The sequence below is a fragment of the Moritella sp. F3 genome, assembly GCF_015082335.1.
Lineage (GTDB): Bacteria > Pseudomonadota > Gammaproteobacteria > Enterobacterales > Moritellaceae > Moritella.
This window is the reverse complement of sequence record NZ_BLRL01000002.1, coordinates 145,053-165,924: the sequence shown is the minus strand read 5'-3', so window position 1 is coordinate 165,924 and position 20,872 is coordinate 145,053. Positions and strand designations below refer to the sequence as shown.

The following is a 20,872-nucleotide window of genomic DNA, read 5'->3' as shown; positions in this document are numbered from 1 at the left end:
GGCAGATTCTAGTTTGAGTGATTGTAAATTCAATGGTGATTGGTGCAGCTTTTGATTGGTGTTGCTAAGTCGCTTTGTGCCCCAAAGCGACTTAGAAAATACTATTAATTATTATCTATATGAGTGACCAGTTTTACATAACTAATACATTTTTTTCAAGGGAAGTGGTATTTATGTTATTTTACAATTAATTAACGGCAATAAAACGCAAAGGTATCTTATGAATAAAAGCACACTACGTGAGAATGACAAATTTATTGAATTAGAAGAATTATGTTCACAAGCTGGGTTTATTCATGCATTTTCATACCTATGCCAAAGAGATTGTACTATTGGTTTTCAAGGGGAGTTTCAAGGTGGCGATTTACACAGTTTATATACCCCAGAGCGATTAATAAAAACCGAACTTTCAACACTCCATGGGCTTCTGCTCAAGGCTGGTTATGATAACTCAATAATTGATAGTGACAGGCTTAAATATTTAGCTGATAGGTCTGATATTTTGTTGGGAGAAATTCATAAGTCAATGCAAGCAAAAATGATGGGGCAATTTACCCCTCAAAATATAAAGAAAGATGAGTCTGATTTCTTTTCGTCTCCAGACTTCATTCGTGAGTATATTTTTTATAGTGCAGAGCAAGCGTTTGAATTTCAATTTGCAGGTTTTTCTGTTGAAAGATATGAAAAGGACTCTCAGTGGTTGTTGGATAATGTCGGTTTCGATATGAAAGAAGCTCATATTATCTACTTGGCTATTACAAAGATATTGAACGGTGCTTTACAGGTTTTAATTGATAAGGGCGAAGAAAAATTAGAAATAAAGTCATACCTTGAACAAAATGAAATACCTATCGAGGCTATTTCTCAAATAACCAACTTTACAGAGGAAAAAATCACACGTTTTCTAAGTGCGTTTAGTACTAACTCAGAGAGTGATAACACTTGCTTTTCATCTGTCGATAACTTTAATATTTCCAACCCAAAGCCAATTATTCAGATAGATGATAAATATTACTTATTCCAAGTGGTTGCGCTTGCACAATCTCTTTATGAAAGCCCTATATTTTGGCTTAGAAATGACAAAGCATACATGCAAAAAGCTGTTCTTAATCGAGGCGCTTATACCGAAGAATTCGCGTATAACAAATTTGAGTCAGTTTTTGGTAAAGGCAACGTCTTTACTAACATCGACATATACCAGAGTGTATCGAAGAAGGTAGGTGAAATAGATGTTCTGGCTAGATTTGGGAATAAATACCTAATTATTCAAGCGAAGTCCAAGGGCATGACAATTCCAGCCAAAAAAGGACAAGTGGAGTTAGTAAAAGATGACTTCATAAAGGGCTTTCAAAATGCATACCTACAGGCGGTAGAATGCGCCGATGCATTGATGCTTGATGACATTATTCTCAAAGATATAAATGGAAAAGTATTAGACCTTGGAGGTAAACCGACAGTTTGTTACCCCATATGCCTCACATCAGAGAGCTATCCAGCATTAAGCTTTCAGTGCCGACAGTACTTGCAGTATGAGGAGACAAAAAGACTCCTACCTCCGCTTGTTATAGATGTTTTCTTTTTGGATGTGCTAGTTGAGTTTTTAAGCCAGCCTTTATTGCTTTTAAGTTATATTGACAGGCGAGGTAGTTATTTAAAGCCTATGATGGCGAGTACCGAATTGGTGTTTTTATCCATGCACTTAAAGAAAAATTTGTGGTTGGATGAAAACAAAAACGACTTTATGATAATGCATGATGACATAGCCTCTGATTTAGATGCATCTTTCATGGTGAGGAGGTTAAGACTTCCCGGAAATCCTACACCAGAGGGGATTCTGCAAAGGTACTCCAAAGGTTTTATAAGCAAGGTTTTATTTAAAATACAACTTTTAAAGAATGATAAATTGACAGATTTTGGTTTTGATTTACTTAAAACTAACGGTGGTTTTTTAGACACGTTAGACCGCGCCGTTGCCAAAATATCCTACAGTACGATTCAGGATGGGCAAAACCATGACTTCTCAGTGTTGCTTGATGGTAGTAGTAAAACAGGGTTTACCATTCATACCGAGGTTGGAGATTTAGACGAGCAAAAAGCACGGCTATCTTCACATATGAAAGTTAGGAAATACATTGATAGAGCCGATAACTGGGTTGGTATAATCATAGAGCCTGTAAATGGCATGATAACAGCAATGTGTCATATCAATTATCCGTGGGAATACAATGAACAAGCAGAACCCTTAGCTAAAAAAGGTAAAAAACAAGGTGATTTGGCAGGTTTAAAGTCAAAGCTAAAATTTAAAATTGGACGCAATGATAAGTGCCCTTGTGGTAGTGTAAAAAAGTTCAAAAAATGTTGTATAGATTAATTAAATAATAATGTTGTGGCTAAGTAAAACTAGCCACTGGCTTGCCGTTTCTAAGTCGCGATGGGGGCGATAGCGCCTTAGCATTATACCTTCTAACCTCGTTTCGGTTTTGGTTAGATCCTAATTGCGCTCGTAATAGGGTTCGCGTGATCAATTATGATATGGAAAATCACTCCCACTCCTCACATGAGAAAATGTATGGAAAATCAACTTGAACATATTGTGATTGAGTAACCGCTCTAAGCCACTTTGGGGCAAATTTGGCTTAGCGTTATTACACTAAGCCGCAGCTGGACAAAACCTTGTTAGACCACTTCACATTGCACCGTAAAAAACTCGACTTGAACTGAATATGCCGAGCGTTGGAACGCTTTATTAATACTATTTTTTCGCTGGTATTTTTTCTTTAGAGTTCGTGATTACATGCCTTGTATCATTTCGAATAGGCTGTGGTGGTTTTGGCATAGGTGGTTTCTTCTTATCTGACACTGAGTGCTCCTTAAAGGTAATAATTAAATGAAAATACAATAAATGTTATGCATGTAAAAACTGCGGATATGATAGATAAAACTGAAGCTATACGAAGTTTAATTCCACGATTGTGATTAGTCGTACTACCAATGCTACAAGCTGAATCCAACTTCCCTAGAAGTGTATTCATTTCAGTTTCATAAACAAATTGATCTTCTGACTCCCAGCGTGTGTATGCATTGTTTGCATATTCCGCCCAACTGTTTTCATAGAGCTTGGAGTAGCCACCAATTGCTGGAATTGATAAAATGGCAAAGCCAAATGCGGCAACTCCAGATACTATCGCCAAAGAGATGATTACAAGACACGAAACCATTACAGAAAACAGCTCTGTATTCGTTGATAGCTTCGAATGCATCCACTCAACAAAAGCAAAGTCAAAACCAATTAAGACAACTAGAAGCCAAAGAATCGCTCGACTAACAACAACCTGATGCCTGTTAATATCGACCATCTGAACATAATATTCTTTCTCAGCAAGAGTCACCAGTTTGTCTAGTGTTTTACTATACCCCTTAGAGTCATACTTTGTTTCATTTGCCACTGATTGATTGTCCTCTTACGAATAGCCCTAATGCCGCGTTAAGCGGACTAACATAGTTGGTTACAATGTGGAGCGAACTTGAGTCTAACCAACTGTTTTGGTTGCATTTAAACGTCTTGTTAACTGTTTTAACCTCTATAAGGAATAGTTGATTTAACCACATTAACTTTCTGTAATCCTGATTTAGATAACAAAAGCTCAATTGATTTTTTGCTAAGTTCTGAGTGTGGGTTAGGACCTATGACAATTTTTTTAAAGCATTCATTTTCAATTTTTAAATTAACATATGGAATTAGGTAATACTCTGAACTGCGTAAACAAATATTTTCATGGATCTCGCCGTAAACTACATATCTCCATTCAGATTCTTCACTAAAACTAGAGTCTTTCATCAATGTACATGCAGTTTTCATTTGCATAATAACGTCTGATGATACATTTTGATTAATGAACGAATTAGCTTCTGTAAACTCGACACATTTATCTATACCAAGCTTAAGAATATGCTCGGCATATTCAGACTTAAATTTATCATTGTAAATAACTGGATATAAAAGACTATTGCTTGAGTGACTTGATTTAAAATTTGGTTCAACTGTAATAGATACACCATGACAATTTGGAGTATATGCACGCCACTGACTTAGCAGGTCTTTTTCATTAGTGAACGATAATACAAAAACACCGGAGTTTTGTGAAAAGGTAAGGCTAGAACCAATTCCTTCACTAAAAACAAAAAATGGCGATAAGGAGTCTAAAAATCGAGTAACTTTAGCATTTTCTAAGTTCTCTTTCTTTAGCTTTTCATAAGCTTTTTTTAGAAAGTCAAAACCATGAAAAAATTCCTGATGGTCATTTAAATAACTAATTTCAGTCACCCAAAAAGACAATTTCCCATCTTGTTTTACAATATTATTTAAAGCTTCATATGAAGTATAATGACATAGCTCACTAGGTCTTTTTTGGTTTAAATAATCTAAGTAATAATTAAATTTATTCATATATTGATAGGTACCATTGAACAGTTAACGCCTTGCTAAGCGGCGTAAAATTGTTGGGTATAATTTGCGAGGAACGAGCGTAAGCCAACTGTTTTACGTCCGTTTCAGCAACTTGTTAGTTTTTGTCTTGCAACTCAACTCTTTTTAACGCAATTGATGCCACGATACCTGCAAAAACTGCGAAGCCCATAAAGCCAATAATAGATTGAATAGTTGCAATTACTTCTGAGAAAATATCGTTAGGCACGATATTTCCGTAACCTAAAGTTGTTAGCGTAACAGTACTAAAATAGAAGTGTTTCCAAGTTCCTTGAATCTCATTTCCGCTAGCATCCACCACACTTCCAAACATGTATAAGCATGAAAATAACGCGATATAGTTAAGAATAATGAAAGGTACGCTAATTTTTAGCATCGCTGAATCATACGCTGGCTGATAAGACTGTTTGATAATTAAAGCCCAAGGTTTATAAACACCTTGTGAGAACCAAAAGCCAAAAAGCATAAATACTATATATGGCCAAGGAGAATACCAAGCGGTAGCCCAATAAAAAAAATGAGTAAAAAGAATAAATGTGAAAACAGATATTCTGACTCTTAGCTGTGAAGAAAAGGCAAATTGGGCGAAGCTAGTTTGTGCCAACCAATATGAAAACTTGATCAATCGACTTTGTTCTTCATTTTCCATAATTTAATTCAAACTCCAATATATCGATTAACCCGTAAAAAATTCAACATTTGTATAGTAGGACGTCTCGTTTCCTCAAATCCATTCGTCATAAAAATGAAGCTAAGAAATTGAAAATAATATTATATTGAAAATAGTATTATTAATTACTTCTGGATAAATGAGCAGTCCTGTAAATCATTTTTTGAGTCTTGTAAGTTATAAACAAAACTAGCTATACGACTGATTGTATTGGTATTAATTTCTACTGGCAAGATAAACCTGACTGTCTTTTGGCTATTCGAGATTGCTTCCACCACAAATGCCAATAACACTGTATAAAATGATCATATCTAACCGCTTAACTAGGTATAAATATGAGCAACTTAGTTGGTAAATTTTGCATGAACAAATCTATGGAAAATCAATGTTAACGTATAGTTGGTGAGTTGAAGGTCTAAGTCAAAAAGGGGCAATATCGTGTTATCTGACCTAAGCTCCAAGAATATTGATCACCCGTGAATTTGTATCCAAATATGAGCATCGTGATTAAGTAGCCTTGTTAACTTGACTTGATCTTTTCCAGAAAAACAGTCTAGAAATAACTCTATGTGGAAATGGGAGTTTCTTTGTGTCTATTCTTTTAATTTGTTTCCGAAAACACAATCAGTGAGGTTTGACAACCAGTAAAGCACTGTAATTTAAATGGTAATCATAGGTACTGTTATTGGAGAACCGGTGTTTACTGCGCGCTATTTAACCTCGGTAAATTATAATTATGGTGGTAAGCATAAAGCCTCAGCAACTAAGATCTAGACATCAATATACACATTTAAAATACGGCTTAATTATTAAAAAATTCATTGCCGTACCGACTGTTTAATAGCTCATTTAACTAACCAACTCAATAAAGTACCGAGCAATCCCCTCTCTAAAGGTTCTTCCTCCACTGGTTGCGTTCTTGTATTGACAACCTCGCATATCCAGTTTCATAACTGGACAATGTTGCCAGTGTTCTGCATCACGAGAATAGTCGAGCTGCCCTAGCTGGTGACCAACTCTTTCTAGTTCTTCAAGAGTATATTGGTTGCTAATCAAATAATGAATAACCAGTCCTAACGCTTGCCAGATTTGTGTTGAGTAATGGAATCCGTCGCGATTGTACTTCAATTGATGTTGGCAAGATGACAACCAAGCTGAAAAAAATGTAGTGATAGCTGGTTTGATACTATCTAGACGCGGTAAGTCAATCAGGCTCCCATCTGAAAGTTGGTTCATAACTTTTGTCGACATCCTAAGCTTGTTGCCAGCGACGGCTGCAACGATCATATGCAGCATAGTCGATTCAGTAGTAATGAACGGATCACTCTTTGTTACTCGGGTAGCTTTTGTTGACATGCCCCCCATTTTATCTAGCTTCAACTCTTTTGCTAGCTGATGAATGAAATCTTTAACTAAAGACTCACTCGCAATTCTACTTAAGCTGACAGAGTGAAGTTGAAGGCTTCTCTGATTAAAAGTTTTACACAAGCTTAAGATATCTCTTTGGTCTAAATCACCATCATCATTGAAAATTATATTCACCACAAGCTGTTGCTCAGTAAGAATTTTTACAATTCTTCCATCAACTTTTTCTTGATCCTGATTAGTAACAAAATAAGGATACTGTAATTTATAACCAAGCAGATTCATGATGGCACAATACGTCAAAATACCATCAACAAGAAATGCTTTCTTGCGGTAATAGTTTAGCGAATAAAGCGATCCCTTTAGTCCACTTGCAGGTAAATCAGCATTACCAACCGCAATAGTGATAGATAAAGGTGGAGCTAGTTGATCGGAATAAAAAGAATGAGCAATCTCTTGCTCTAACTTTCTAATTCGTTTTTGATTTGTTGAATTAAGTAGCTCAGAAAAAACAGAATCAAGCTCTTCAGGAAGCTCTTCGAATGCAGAAAAATAATGCTGTATTTCAGTTGCCGGAATAAAACAAAGTAAAGATTTCCCCATGCTATAACTGTGATCTACTGATAACCCTAAAACTTTAACATCGGAACTAAGCAACTGTTTTTCCATTATTAACAATTAAATTTAATGACAATTATAAATATATTTCGTATTTCTTCTTGATCAGGGCGCTGCCCCGATCAATAATGCGCCGCTATTTTAATGGTTATAAGAGGTTTAGCATGAATGATAAGAGCAAAGATTCATTTGAGGATAAGTTGGTAAGTGGGTTAATAAAAAAGTATCAACCCCAGCATAAATCTTACCTCGGTAGCTCTAGAGAGCTAATTGATGCATCTCTAGAGCGCTTATCACGAGCTCAGATGAATGAAATATTTAAGAAAAGATCGGATTATTATCCAAATTTGAAAATAATTCAAACATCTATTAAGCATGAGGTTGTGTACATTTCACCAACTTTAGCAAGGGACATATTGCAGTACTCAAGCCGAGGAGCAATCAATCCCGAGCATAAAAATAGACGAGTAAGTAAAGCAGAAGTTAAACGCTATACACTGGCTATGGATGATAGTAAATGGTGTCTAACAGGCGAACCGATTGTATTTAGTTCTGATGGCGAAGTACTCAATGGTCATACACGGATAGAAGCAGCAGCCAACTCATCTAAAGGATTCATTACAGTTATAATTTATGGTGTAACCGACGATCTATCCTTCGCTCACATCGACGTTGGGAAAATCCGTTCTCGTGCCCAAGTGTTGGAAATGGCTGGTGTGCAGGTTGATGCGAATATTTTATCTAGAGTTGCAATGCTGGCAAAAGCTTTCGATCAAACAAAAAACCGTTATGCATTTCGTGGCACACAAGGGACTTCATTCCAACAAGCTGAGATCTTGCATTATGTAGAAAGCCGGGAGGAACTTGCGTTGTCCGTAGATTTTATCTCTAAGTTAGCTAAAAAGCATAAGCATGAGATCCAAGCTGCGCCTCATATCTATGCCTTCGCGCATTATCTTATTAAAGCTGAAACTGCGAACTATGATGGTGAACTAGCTATCACACCAGAGGCTTACTTATCACGGATGATATCTGGAATAGGAATTCAAAGTGAAGGAGACATTGAATACCAAGTTCGTAACTATTTACAAACTCTGGTTGGAGAAGCCAGCTCTTATGCTGTAATTTGTCGATTAAGCAGTATTTTTAAAGGCTGGAACCTGCACCATGCTATCGATATTGTCGGTAATAAAATTGCTGTCCGCCGTGTTGCGAGATACAACAAAGATGAAGACGGTAATCGAACCCCAGCTAAAAGTGCCGGTAATATAAATGAGGCCTTTACCTATCCGTTTGCGGAAAAAGGAAAAACACCGTTAAAAATCCTCAAGCAAGCTAATCTGATACTCTCTTAGATATAGAGATACGGGCATGGGGGAGAGGCTATAAAACATGATGTAAGCATGCAAATAGTCTCTTCCATGACTCTTTTTCACGTTACATGAATGATTAATCTGTTCAAACAAAGATTGGGACAATTTCGGATTAGAGCTGTAAGGATTAGAGCTTTAAACCTAAGCCATTGATGGACAAAAGTGGCTTAGTGCTATTGTACTAACCGAGGTAATACACATTAGATTTTGTACGGGGAGTGAATGGTATCAAAAGCTGTAAATGATTCGTCAAAATTTAGATTTGATTTGTATGTCACATGTAATAGGTTTAAGTAATAGTAATACTTATCTGTTGTCACAACAGGAATCTGATCAGACTATAATGTTATTTATTGAAAAGTGATCAAACTATGTTGTCTTCTGACAATTAGAACATCAACGGTAAACCAGAATAAATATATTTTGATTGAACAACTGTGACCACTATTCGGAAATGATGTTTAATCAATCATTGGTTTAAACAAGTTGAGAATATAATAAGATATTCTTAACTTTTATTATAAAATAATCATAATACCTGAGAGTCTCACAAAACCCTTGGTATAACTAGCCTCTCTCATGATTCATAATAAAATAAATTAATACTTGTGAATAACAGTGCATTCCAAGCTGAGAACGTCATGGTCATGACGATACCTGCAAGGGCGAGAAACACAAATGGACTTTCTTTAGAAGGTAGTTTCGATAGTGCTCTAGATCGTGCTTTAGAGAATACTTTGGATTGTGCTTTCATTACATCGACTGCTAATTGCCTGAGGGGCAGTTAGATTAGCATTGTTAGTGGGTAAATAAAAAGGTCACCACGTTATAGTGATGACCTTTATTATTTAAATAGCCCCGGCTAAGGAACTGTTAATTAACCGCTATTTCAACTGGTTCGTTATGTACCAGTGTTTTGCTTACTTTACGTTATTTACCTATTTACCTATTTAACTAGTTATTTAACGACGCCGTTACTTATTTAGTTTCTTCAGTAAAGAAGTCGTTATACAACATGTATAAGTGAGCTGCACTCCACGAGAAGTTTGGCGCGCCTTGTTGTTCACCCGTAAGCGGGTTGTAGTTCTCACGAATAGGACCGTCTTGTACTAGACCATCAGCGTTATCGAAGAACGCCGTTGCCATTTCAACTGCATCTTCACGGTAACCATATTGCTCCATGCCTTTTAGGCCGAAGTAGAATTGGTCAACCCATACACGTCCACGCCAGTAAATGTCTGGACCAAACGCAGGGCTTGAGATCGCGGCTGTACCCAGTGGCACGTAAGTATTAAACTCACTGGTATCCTTCATCACTTTAACCACTGCATCTGCATTGTCTTGTGTTGCTGCGCCATTGAATAGCGGTGACCAGCCTTCAGGACCTTTACCGCGTTCAACGATTGGGCTACCGGCACAGCCATTTGCTAGCGGTTTGTTTTCAATACGAATATCGTAGAAGAAACCTGTGCTTTCATCAAACATACAGGTATTGATGTAAGTCGCTAGGTTATCCGCTTTACCACGGAATTCTTTCGCTTCATCATCTTTACCCAACATGTCAGCCATTTGCGCTAAGTATTTATTATCGCTATACATGTAACTTGCTTGGTCAACAGACTCTTGCAGTAATGAATAACCAAGCAGGGTACCATCTTCAGCGCGGTTTTGGGCAAATGCTACATCCCAGTCACTGCGTTTACCGCCGCTAGCTACGTAAGCATCAAGCTGCTCTTTATCGATAAAGCCGAATGCGGCGGCGTCATCACGCCCCGATTCCCAAGACGCGGCTGTTTGTGCTGGTACTTCGATATGATCAAAGTTGCCTTCAGCAAGGATCTTGTTGTATTTCTCGATACCCGCGTAAGTGGTTTCTTTGCCATCACGTTTAACCGTGAATAGCATGTTACCGTCTACATCATTGTGGGCTTTATCGCGCGCAGCACCGTATTCAGGTACGCCATTGCCATTGTTATCACGGTTGCGTAACCACCAGTTATGATAAGCGACTAATTTAGGATACATTTCTTCTATCCACGCTTTGTCTTCCGTGGTTTTATACACTTCCATCACTGCCCAAGCGGCTAGACTTGGTTTGGTATTACGTTCGTTCCAGTTACCACCGTCACCGCCACGTTCAGGACTGATGTTATAAGCCAGTAAGTCGGGCACATAACCAGCATCCCATGGACGCACTGAATCGTTAGCTTGGATTTGGTAAGCGAACATCGCACGAATGTTATCTTTCGCTACGTCAGGGTTGAAGTGTGCCATTGCATACGCTTGTTTCCAGGTATCCCACGGCCAGGTTTGGTTGCCCGAGAACCAACGTGCGGTTACTGATGGCGTGACTGAATCAAATTTCATCGCGCCAGCGACACCACGCCAGTTACCGTTTAAGGTTTCCATCGCTTTCACTGCCACACGTTCTTGTTCTGGTGTTGCATGCGTGTTGGTTAAACCTTTGTCTAAATAGCCTTCCCAGCGTTGTGCTGAAGCATTTAAGTACTCCGTCGGGTTCGCTAGTATTGCTTTAATGTTTGCTTGTTCAGCTTGATTTTCTTCCGCTGTTAACACATGAGAATAGGTGGTGTAGAAGGTTGTCGAACCGGTAATAGTTGTTTTAGAGGTAAACTTATGATCATCAATCACAGTCTCCATCGGGATTGATTTATGGATCTGATATTCAGAATCACCTGAAGTCAGTAATGACCACGTCGCACGTACTTTACCAAAGGTAACGGTTAAGCCATCGCCTGTTGCAACAAGTGCACGGTCGTAATCAGGGTAGGCCTGGTCGATAGTCTTATCTGATTGTGATTTACCTTCTTTAGCATGGTTTTTTTCAAGTAATTCACCATCCCATACTAGCTCAACAGGTGATGCTGACGTTACTTTTGTTTCTAGCAATGAGGTGCGGTTTGATGCAAAACGTAATGTCAGTTCAACCGTCACATCAGCAGATGTTAACTTTTGTACCAGTGCGCCCGGTAAGCTATATGCTTCCATGGTGAACGCTACTTTTTTACCGTCTTTGAACACGCTTAAACGGTCAAAGTTGTTCGACATAAAGTTAATGTATTCTTCCGTTAACAGCGCTGTACCAGGGAAGCCACCCATACCTTCGTCGTTGTCTGGTAGTAAATGGCCGTGCCACGCACCAAGGTCAAAGAATGGGTTAAAGCGCTGGTGATCATCAAAATCGTAATCACGCATGTATTCTGGTGAGCCTGTACGGTCTATCACATTTTGAAAACCAGCGGCTTGTAGTTCAGTTACTGATGTTGTATCTGCAGTTGTGTCAGATGAAAAATTTGTCGCACAACCAGTCGTTAGAAGTGCAGTACCAATTGCGAGTGCAATGAGAGATTTATTCAGTGTCATTATCTTAATTCCTTATTACCAGTAGAAGTACTGCATGATAAATACTTGGTTGTCATCTTTTGATGTGTCGTTGCTTAAGTAAAACTTGCTGTCCATTGCGGTCGCAAATTTACCATCGCCATATTCCCACCATACACCAGCATTGACGTAAGAGGTCACTTCATCTTCCGCTGTTTCTAGCTCGTTATTCGCATAGTTGTAACCGGCAGAAAGGTATACGCCTTGCGTTGCTTCATACCAAGTACTGGCCATGAAACCAGTTTCTGTACCTTCGCTTGTTTTGACGCCGTTGCTGAAACTTGCTTGATCGGTGTGATGCCATACACGCGCGGCAACATTTTTGTATTCAGCACCGACTAAAACCATTTCGCCAGCACCATCTGTTACTTCAGCGCCACCTAATAATGTGAGGTCTTCTAATAGATCGTATTGCACATAACCATTCGCCATTGCCGCGTAGGTATATTTGTCGGCGTAGCGATCGTATTTACCAAAATTAACGAGCGCATCATCTTCATCAAACTTGCCTTCTGGTGCCGCTGAGATGCTATAGCGTAATTTACCTTCTAGATTCTGTATTTTAGCTGCGAAGTTTAGATCTCGCGTGTTTGGTACTGTGTAACCATACTCAACGGTTGCATCGCCCCACCATTGGATATCATCTAACGACGAATCGTTACGTCCAACAATAATTTCTGTTTTGGCATCAGTGCGGTAACCCACGTAAGCACGGTTAACGCCCCCTTCGAAACCACCCCAACCATGTCCAGTTGCCCAAGGGTTACCCTCGCCATCGACTTGTACAGTCCAACCTTCTGCGTATAGCAAACCAAACCAGTTGCCCATTTCAATTTCTAGGCCCGCTTCAATATAAGTACCATCGGCGTAACGACCTTTATCGTCACCTTCTAGTGCTGAGTGGCCACCGACACCGAGCTCACCGTAAAAATTAAAGCTTGGTTCATTTGTTGTGGTCGTCGGTTCACTTATTGCAGCAGTTTCAGTTATTTCAGCGGGCTGATTTTGACTATGTGCTGGCGAAGTAACTTCTTCTGCATTGGCGTATAGCGCTGTAAAAATACAACTAGTAACAATCGTTATTTTAGTAAAAATTGTTTTCATTTTATTTGTCTCTGTTTATTGGCAAGGGTTGAATAAACACAGGGATGCTAAGTTGATGTCCTTGTGGATTCAAATGCAGTCTACAGTCAAATTTTGGTTTTACGAATAAAGTTTTACTAAAGTGTGATCTATTTTAGTAAAGTTACACTAGGTTACAATTGGATTAAACAAGGGCTAAATGAAGGGTATTTTAGAGTCGTGCGGAGGTTATATTGTCGGTCGATAAAGTACGAGCATGATTAAAGAGGCGTGCTTATCTGTAGGCGAAGCGATCTGTTAAGCGACGTAGTGATAGCTAAGAGACTGGTCTTTAAGGAATATAATTGGGTTGGAAAGTAAAACTGGAGAGGGGGTTAAGATAAAACACCAAACCGAGCAAGCGGACTTGTGTATTAGGTGCTTATCTTAATGTTGATATCCGCTTATTTATTTTATAAATAATTTTTATTATTAATAATAAATTATTTTTAGGCGCAGATTATCATGTAGGTGTATGGGGTTCGATTTCTCTGCTTTTATTTAGTGCTAACCGCTTTCGTGATAGCTTTAATTTTTTTGCTGATTTCACGGCGTTCTTTAGATAGTTCAGCACCTGTGATGATGTGATCATCAACACGGTCTTCGTAATCTGATTTCATGTTCGCAATGATTTCAACAATTTCTGCTTGAGTCATTTCTGGTGAAAGATAATCAAGTAGGTTATCAAGTAGATCAACACGTTTTTGGTTATCACGGATCTTTTTCGCGTTATCTAGGATTTCACGTTTTAGCTTGTTTTTACGACGAGCACTTTTTACTGCATCAAAAGCATTATTCATTAGTACACCCATATAGTCTGAAAGTTAAGAGACGTTATTAAAAGAAATCCTCTTTAATTTAGCAGGATAATGTCCTAAAAGCTCTGTGTTTTTGAGCTAATGAGGGTTGAGTTTAAAAATTTTGCACTAAATCAACAATGGTTATTTTATAAACCACGCAGTCAAAATGGCGCCTGTGGTATCATTAACAGACTTAGATTCAAATATTAATTGAAGGAATTACCATGCAATATCAAGATCTAACTCAACAGTGGCCAGCGTTCTCTGACGCGATCTTAGCATTTTCACAGCAGCTTGGTTTATGCAAGCAAGGCAATTTAAAGTCGGAGGCGTTATGGTGCGATCATGTGGCTTTGCGCGTTAACGATATTGCCGTTGCCACGTCTTTATTAGCGGAATTTAAACAACGTGGTGAAGTCATTTCTGACAGCATGATCAATGGCCGCCCGATATACATCATTGTATTAGATGAGCCAGTACAACTTGGTGATTGGCAAATTGATTGCGTGGAGCTGCCTTTTCCAGGAAAGTATTATCCACAACAAGGTTGGGAACATATTGAGCTTGTACTACCAGGCAATGCGACAACGATGGCGGAATTAGAGCAATCGTTACGTATGGTTAGTCCTAATATTGACGCTGTGTTAGCCAGTGATAGCAGTATTAAAATTAAACATTCAGCGCCACAAGCGGCAGGTGAAACATTGGCTAATCCGACGATAGCATTCAAACAAGGGGATATCTGTATTAAGGTACACAGTGCAGGTATTAAAGCTGTTGTTGCGAGTGAAACTGCGGCATAATAACTGCAATTGATAATCATTCGTAACAACTTAAGGGTGACGTGGTTTTAGAGCATTATGATAAAAACAACTTCTCAATCTCAGCAGCAAAACAATCAACAATCATCATCAACACAAGCGTCCGACCAGGATGTTTCATCGCGTAATTCAGGACATCGAGGCAATCGGATTAGCTGGAAGTTGATCCGTGAACGCGTATTACGTCAAAAGAAACCGTTAATCAGCGCTCACATTATTGCGGTATTTGCCACTTTAGTCAGTGTGCCTATTCCGTTGATGATGCCCTTGCTGGTGGATGAGGTTTTGCTCGAGAAACCCGGCGCTGCCGTGCAAGCAATGCAAAATATGTTTCCTGAATCATGGTGGGGACCACAGTTATATATTTTAGCTATTCTTGGTTTTGTGGTGTGCCTGCGTCTATCTAGTCTTGTCTTGTCGGTTTGGCAAGCAAGGCAATTTACCATTATCGGTAAGAATTTAAGTTTCTATATTCGTGATAAATTGATGCACCATTTACCTTTGGTATCATTAACTGAATATGAAACTCAAGGCTCTGGTGCGATCAGCTCTCGTTGCATTACGGATGTGGAAACCATCGATAAATTCCTGGCTGAAACCTTGTCCAAGTTTCTTGTTAGTATGTTGACGATCTTAGGTACAGCGGCTATTTTATTATGGATTGATTGGCAACTTGGTCTGATTATCCTATTGCTTAACCCTGCGGTGATTTACTTTTCTCGCTCATTCGGCAAGCGAGTTAAAAACTTAAAAACTCGTGAAAATGCGGCGTTTGAAGCTTTCCAAGAAGCCTTGATTGATACTTTGGATGCAATCCAGCAGTTACGTACAGCGCAACGTGAAAAGCAATATTTTAGTCGTGTCATTGATGCCGCCAGCGAGTTACGTAATAGTGCTATTCAGTCACAATGGAAAACCGATGCTGTTAACCGTTTAAGCTTCACTATTTTCCTTATTGGTTTTGAAGTGTTCCGTGCGATTGCGATGCTAATGGTGGTGTTTGCTGATTTAACGATTGGTCAGATCTTCGCAGTATTTGGTTATTTGTGGTTTATGATGGGGCCAGTACAAGAATTGTTGAGTATTCAATATACTTACTTTGCGGCTTCTGCGGCATTAAAACGCTTAAACAGTGTGTTCGAATTAACGCAAGAGCCACAACATCCATGTGTCGTGGATCCGTTTGCCAGTCAAGACGGCGTGAGTGTTGAGTTTAAAAATGTATGCTTTGGCTATAATACTGAAAACAAAGTGATCCGTAATGTAAATTTAACTATACCGAAAGGTAAGAAGGTGGCGATTGTTGCAGTGAGTGGCGGTGGTAAATCAACACTGGTGCAGTTGTTATTAGGGCTATATGAGAAACAGCAAGGCGAGATCTTAATTAATGATGTGCCGCTGAATCAAGTTGGTTATGATAAAGTACGTGAGAACATTGCGACGGTATTACAGCAACCTATCTTGTTTAATACTTCGATTCGTGAGAATTTGTCTATGGGTCATCAATTTAGTGATGATGAACTGTGGAAAGCACTGCAAGTTGCCGAAATGGCTGACACAATCAAACAGCTGGGTCATGGATTAGATACCTTAGTCGGACGTAATGGTGTACGTCTTTCTGGTGGTCAACGCCAGCGTTTAGCGATTGCGAGAATGGTATTAAGTAAACCTCAAATGGTGGTATTTGATGAAGCGACATCGGCATTAGATACCGAAACTGAAAGTCGTTTACACCATAATTTGAGTGAATTTTTAGCAGATAGAACAACATTAATTATTGCCCATAGACTCAGCGCAATTAAACAGGCTGACTTGATCTATGTGCTCGACGATGGCGAAATAAGCCAGTCAGGACAACATCATGAATTATTACAGGTTGAAGGGCTTTATCAAACGTTGTACGGCCGCTTACAATCAACTCATTAACCGTGAGGATAACAAGAGTATGAATAAAGAAATAAAGAACACAGATAAAAGCAGTATTTCGGTGACTAAAACTGACGCTGAGTGGCAAGCAGAGTTAACGGATGAAGAGTTTCACGTGTGCCGTAAAAAAGGCACAGAGCATCCTTACACTGGTACCCTGTTAAACAATGAGACAGTGGGTGTATATAATTGTAAATGCTGTGGTAGTGCGTTATTTACTAGCGCGAGCAAGTTCAACTCGGGTTGCGGTTGGCCAAGCTTTGATAAAGAGATTAAATCAGGCGCAGTGGTGTATACCGAAGACAACAGTTTAGCTATGCAGCGTATTGAAGTGACGTGCAGTAACTGTGATTCGCATTTAGGCCATGTATTCCCAGACGGACCAACAGAGACGGGTCAACGTTTTTGCATTAACTCGATATCAATGGGCTTTAATGCCGATAGTAAAGACTAGGTCGTCAAGCTAGAACGCTAAAGTAATCGTCACAAAATAGTCGATGAAACATATACCCAAGTTGTTGTTAGGTGTTGAACACAATACCATGCAATAATTTGGGTATATTTATATAAAGCCTTTAACCGCAGGGATAATCCGTGAGCATCGTGAATAAGGCTGCAGACAGCCATGAGCAAATCGATAGTCATAATAAGCTGACAAGTATTGATTCACTGAACTGTGATAATCACTATTCGACCTTGCCTGCGCATTTTTATAACAAGCAAATGCCAGATGGGCTTAGCGACCCGAAAATGGTTAGCTTAAACCCGCAAGTATTAGCCCTGTTAGGTTTAGATAATGTTGTTGCTGATAGCGATGCGTTATTACTGCTATGCTCTGGTAATTATCTACCAAGCGGGTTCACCCCCCTGGCAATGAAATATACCGGTCATCAGTTTGGTCACTATAACCCAGATCTCGGTGACGGTCGTGGTTTGTTGTTAGCGCAAGTTAAAGGCAATGATGACGCAGATAGTACTACTTGGGATCTGCATTTAAAAGGTGCAGGTCGAACGCCTTACAGCCGTCAAGGTGATGGTCGCGCGGTATTACGTTCAAGCATACGTGAGTATTTATGTAGTGCGGCAATGCAAGGTTTAGGCATTCCAACAACACAAGCACTAAGTGTGGTTGTCGGTAGTGACACCGTGATGCGAGAGCAAGTTGAACAAGCTGCCATGGTAGTACGCGTTGCCGAGTCGCATGTACGCTTTGGTCATTTTGAGCACTTTTATTATACTCAGCGTTTAGACGATTTAAAGTTGATGCTGGATTACACGCTGACGCATCATTTCCCTGAAACGCTCGATGCAGAAGTACCTTACTTAGCATTTTATAAACAAGTCGTGACAACAACAGCAGAGCTGATGGCACATTGGCAAGCGGTTGGTTTTGTTCATGGTGTCATGAATACCGATAACATGTCGATTTTGGGACAAACTTTTGATTATGGCCCATTCGCATTCCAAGATGATTTTGATCCCGCTTATGTTTGTAACCACACCGATTATTCAGGTCGCTATGCCTTTAATCAGCAGCCTCAAGTAGGTTACTGGAACTTAATGGCACTAGGTCGTTCATTAACGCCGTTCATGGATATTGCGCCGTTAAATGAAACGCTGCAAACCTATGATGATATTTTCTTGGCGAAATTACGTGAGTTAATGCGTGGTAAACTCGGTTTACAACAAGTGCATGATACGGATGGTGAGTTGATTAAAAACTTGCTAGAAACATTAGCAAGTAGCGCGGTGGATTATACCTATTTCTTCCGTCTATTAAGTGACTTTAATAGCACCGAAGGCGCTGATAATCGTTCGATACGCGATCAGTTTATCGACCGTGATGCATTCGATGCTTGGGCGGTTAAATATCAGCAACGTCTAGCCTTAGAATCGAGTGTGGATGACGTTCGTAAAGTGAGTATGAATCAAGTTAACCCTAAGTACATTTTACGTAATTACTTAGCACAGCAAGCGATTACGCAAGCAACAGACTACGATTACAGTTTGGTTAATGAATTAGTGGCTGTGTTAGCAGATCCGTTTGCCGAACATCCTGATTTTGAAAAGCTTGCAGCCTTACCACCTGAGTGGGGACGTAAAATGGTATTGAGTTGTTCGTCTTAATATTGGCAGTACTAGCTAACCGTATTCTCCCTATATTGCGTTATTATTGTCCACATAGCTTTCGTTTTAATTATGAAATGAAAGAAAATACCCCTACATTGTTAGGTAACAGTCACAACTAAACATTCGTTTTCGTTACATAAAAAAAATCTAAGGTAATATTTTCGTTCTGAGTATCATGCTTATACACGCGATAATTTATACGAGCATGATGACTGTTAGTTGATAACAGATATAGCATTCATTCTTGCCTATAATTTGGAACGTAATATGAAAATGAACAAGATAACCTTGAAAGCTCGATTGATATTAACCGCTTCTCTTGCGGTTTTTATTGGTGCAGGGGCTGTCGGTACAACCAGCTATTTTTCGTCTAAACACAGAATTGAAAATGAGACTTTATCAAGAATAGAAAGTACGGCAAATTCATATAATAAATCGTTAACGGATTGGTTAAGTTCTAAATCTGACACCCTGAATAGCATGCCTGAAAAAACACCATTAATGATGGTCCGCAGTACGTTAAAAATAATCAAAAATGCAGGTCGTTTTGAAAATGTGTTTTTTGCTTATCCTGATGGTCAGCAGAAGAATGCGAATGACGTTGACCTGCCAGAAGGTAATAACGACCCGAGAGAGTGGGGTTGGTATCAAAATGCCTCAATAGATAATATTTTTATGGATACGCCCACAATTGCAGCGGCGACAGGGCATAGAGTCGTGTCGATGAGTAGAGCAATGACATTTTATGATTCTTATATGGTGATTGGCGCGGATGTTAAAATTGATATTTTAATTTCTAATCTAGCGCAAATGCTGATCCCCGGAGATGGTAAAATCTTTGTGGTTTCTAACGAAGGTAAAATCTTTGCTGATGTGAATACAGACCTTATTAATAAGCGCTTAAGCGATATTTCGTTAGATAATAAATATTTAAATAATGCAGAGCCCCAGCTTTATAATGACATGATTAATGGCATCGACAGTGCTGTATATGTTGCGCCAATTAAAGGCACAAACCTAAGAACCATTATCGTTATTGATAGAGCAAGGATAACTCAAGATATTAGAGATAATGCCTTTGTACAATTATTTGCGGCATTGGGTGTTAGTTTAATTGTGTCTTTGTTTATGTTCTTATTTATTCAAAAATTATTAAACCCATTACTTGCGGTTACAAAATCGTTAAAAGAAATCGCGGCTGGGGACGGTGATCTTACTCACCGTTTGGATGCGAGTAATGCAGATGAAATCGGCGAGTTAAGCCAAGCCTTTAATGATGTAGCTGAAAGCCAGCGCTCTTTAGTTGCCGAAGTAAAACATCAAGCAACTATGCTTAAATCTATGGCTGAAATAAGCAAAACAAAATCACATGAAAACAGTAACATCATCAAAGAACAACAAATTGAAGTTTCTATGGTCGCAGCTGCAGTTAATGAAATGACTACGGCAACAGTTGAAATTGCACGTAATGCCGAAGAGGCTGCAAGTTCAGCGCAAGCATCTTCTGAAAGTGCCGAGAAAGGTATGGCTATCATATCTGGTTCTATCAAGTCGATCAGCAATCTATCAAGTGAGATAAAACAGACATCTGATGTAGTTGAAGAGTTAAATTCGCACGTATTAGAAATTAATAGCATACTTGTCGCTATCCAAACGATAGCAGACCAGACGAATCTACTCGCGCTGAATGCTGCTATTGAAGCCGCGCGAGCGGGGGAAGCAGGGCGAGGTTTTGCTGTTGTCGCTGATGAAGTGCGAACACTTTCGCAAAAAACCCATCGCTCTACCGGTGAGATCCAAAATACCATTCAAACGTTGCAAGATATTGTTGGTAAAGCCACTGTATTAATGAAATCAAGCGAAAAATTGGCGTTGTCTACCGTATCAGAGTCCGATCTTGTCGCTGAATCGTTTAATGATATCAATGTGTCTATCCAGAAAATTTCTGACATGTCGACGCAGATAGCCACGGCTGTTGAACAGCAAACCGCAGTAACAGGTGAGATTTCTGAAAACGTAAATAATATTAATAGTGTCTCTGATATTCTATCCGACAACTCGATTGATGCTAACGAACAGTCTAATGTACTTAATGCTGAGGCTAATAAGTTGTATGACAGTGTCTCAATATATACGGTTTAATTATTGAAATATAATTA

At 39.1% G+C, this 20,872-nt stretch carries 15 protein-coding genes; 7 read left to right on the top strand and 8 right to left on the bottom strand.

Annotation, left to right across the window (positions count from 1 at the left end):
• Positions 1–220: 220 nt before the first annotated feature.
• Positions 221–2,371 carry a YecA family protein gene (locus tag JFU56_RS03885; protein ID WP_198435978.1) on the top strand — a complete coding sequence of 717 codons (2,151 nt, stop codon included), beginning with the start codon at positions 221–223 and terminating at the stop codon, positions 2,369–2,371.
• Positions 2,372–2,870: 499 nt separating this feature from the next.
• Here JFU56_RS03885 and JFU56_RS03880 read toward each other — a convergent pair whose 3' ends face one another.
• The 4 genes from JFU56_RS03880 to JFU56_RS03865 form a co-directional block, all read right to left on the bottom strand.
• Positions 2,871–3,446, bottom strand: a complete 576-nt coding sequence (locus JFU56_RS03880; RefSeq protein WP_198435977.1) for a hypothetical protein — start codon at positions 3,444–3,446, stop codon at positions 2,871–2,873.
• Between the two features lie 128 nt (positions 3,447–3,574).
• Positions 3,575–4,447, bottom strand: a complete 873-nt coding sequence (locus tag JFU56_RS03875; RefSeq protein ID WP_198435976.1) for a DUF2971 domain-containing protein — start codon at positions 4,445–4,447, stop codon at positions 3,575–3,577.
• Between the two features lie 115 nt (positions 4,448–4,562).
• Positions 4,563–5,135, bottom strand: coding sequence for an ion channel (locus tag JFU56_RS03870; protein WP_198435975.1), 573 nt, complete (start codon positions 5,133–5,135; stop codon positions 4,563–4,565).
• Between the two features lie 870 nt (positions 5,136–6,005).
• Complete coding sequence (locus JFU56_RS03865) at positions 6,006–7,190, bottom strand: hypothetical protein (RefSeq protein WP_198435974.1); 1,185 nt, start codon at positions 7,188–7,190, stop codon at positions 6,006–6,008.
• A gap of 113 nt (positions 7,191–7,303) precedes the next feature.
• Between JFU56_RS03865 and JFU56_RS03860 the strand changes: the two genes are divergently transcribed.
• The gene (locus JFU56_RS03860; protein ID WP_198435973.1) at positions 7,304–8,494 is read left to right on the top strand and encodes a chromosome partitioning protein ParB; all 1,191 of its coding nucleotides are present in this window, start codon (positions 7,304–7,306) and stop codon (positions 8,492–8,494) included.
• Positions 8,495–9,089: 595 nt separating this feature from the next.
• Here JFU56_RS03860 and JFU56_RS03855 read toward each other — a convergent pair.
• From JFU56_RS03855 to JFU56_RS03840, 4 genes are all read right to left on the bottom strand, one after another.
• Positions 9,090–9,266: a hypothetical protein gene (locus JFU56_RS03855; RefSeq protein ID WP_198435972.1), complete on the bottom strand. Its 177-nt coding sequence runs from the start codon at positions 9,264–9,266 to the stop codon at positions 9,090–9,092.
• 224 nt (positions 9,267–9,490) lie between these two features.
• Entirely contained in the window at positions 9,491–11,896 is a 2,406-nt protein-coding gene (gene ygjK / locus JFU56_RS03850; protein WP_198435971.1) for an alpha-glucosidase, read from the bottom strand.
• A 15-nt stretch (positions 11,897–11,911) separates the two neighbouring features.
• On the bottom strand, positions 11,912–13,018 hold the full coding sequence (gene ygjJ / locus JFU56_RS03845) for a protein YgjJ (protein ID WP_198435970.1): 1,107 nt from the start codon (positions 13,016–13,018) through the stop codon (positions 11,912–11,914).
• 515 nt (positions 13,019–13,533) lie between these two features.
• The gene (locus JFU56_RS03840; RefSeq protein ID WP_026032257.1) at positions 13,534–13,836 is read right to left on the bottom strand and encodes a DUF496 family protein; all 303 of its coding nucleotides are present in this window, start codon (positions 13,834–13,836) and stop codon (positions 13,534–13,536) included.
• Positions 13,837–14,060: 224 nt separating this feature from the next.
• Between JFU56_RS03840 and JFU56_RS03835 the strand changes: the two genes are divergently transcribed.
• The 5 genes from JFU56_RS03835 (at position 14,061) to JFU56_RS03815 (ending at position 20,855) form a co-directional block, all read left to right on the top strand.
• Positions 14,061–14,639 carry a VOC family protein gene (locus tag JFU56_RS03835; RefSeq protein ID WP_198435969.1) on the top strand — a complete coding sequence of 193 codons (579 nt, stop codon included), beginning with the start codon at positions 14,061–14,063 and terminating at the stop codon, positions 14,637–14,639.
• 57 nt (positions 14,640–14,696) lie between these two features.
• Complete coding sequence (locus tag JFU56_RS03830) at positions 14,697–16,583, top strand: ABC transporter ATP-binding protein (RefSeq protein WP_198435968.1); 1,887 nt, start codon at positions 14,697–14,699, stop codon at positions 16,581–16,583.
• A 19-nt stretch (positions 16,584–16,602) separates the two neighbouring features.
• Positions 16,603–17,037 (top strand): peptide-methionine (R)-S-oxide reductase MsrB, encoded by a 435-nt coding sequence (gene msrB, locus JFU56_RS03825; RefSeq protein ID WP_198435967.1) that lies wholly within the window; start codon positions 16,603–16,605, stop codon positions 17,035–17,037.
• A gap of 140 nt (positions 17,038–17,177) precedes the next feature.
• A complete protein-coding gene (locus JFU56_RS03820; protein WP_242065839.1) occupies positions 17,178–18,710 on the top strand; it encodes a YdiU family protein in 1,533 nt (510 codons plus the stop codon).
• Positions 18,711–18,980: 270 nt separating this feature from the next.
• Complete coding sequence (locus JFU56_RS03815) at positions 18,981–20,855, top strand: methyl-accepting chemotaxis protein (protein ID WP_242065838.1); 1,875 nt, start codon at positions 18,981–18,983, stop codon at positions 20,853–20,855.
• Positions 20,856–20,872 lie beyond the last annotated feature (17 nt).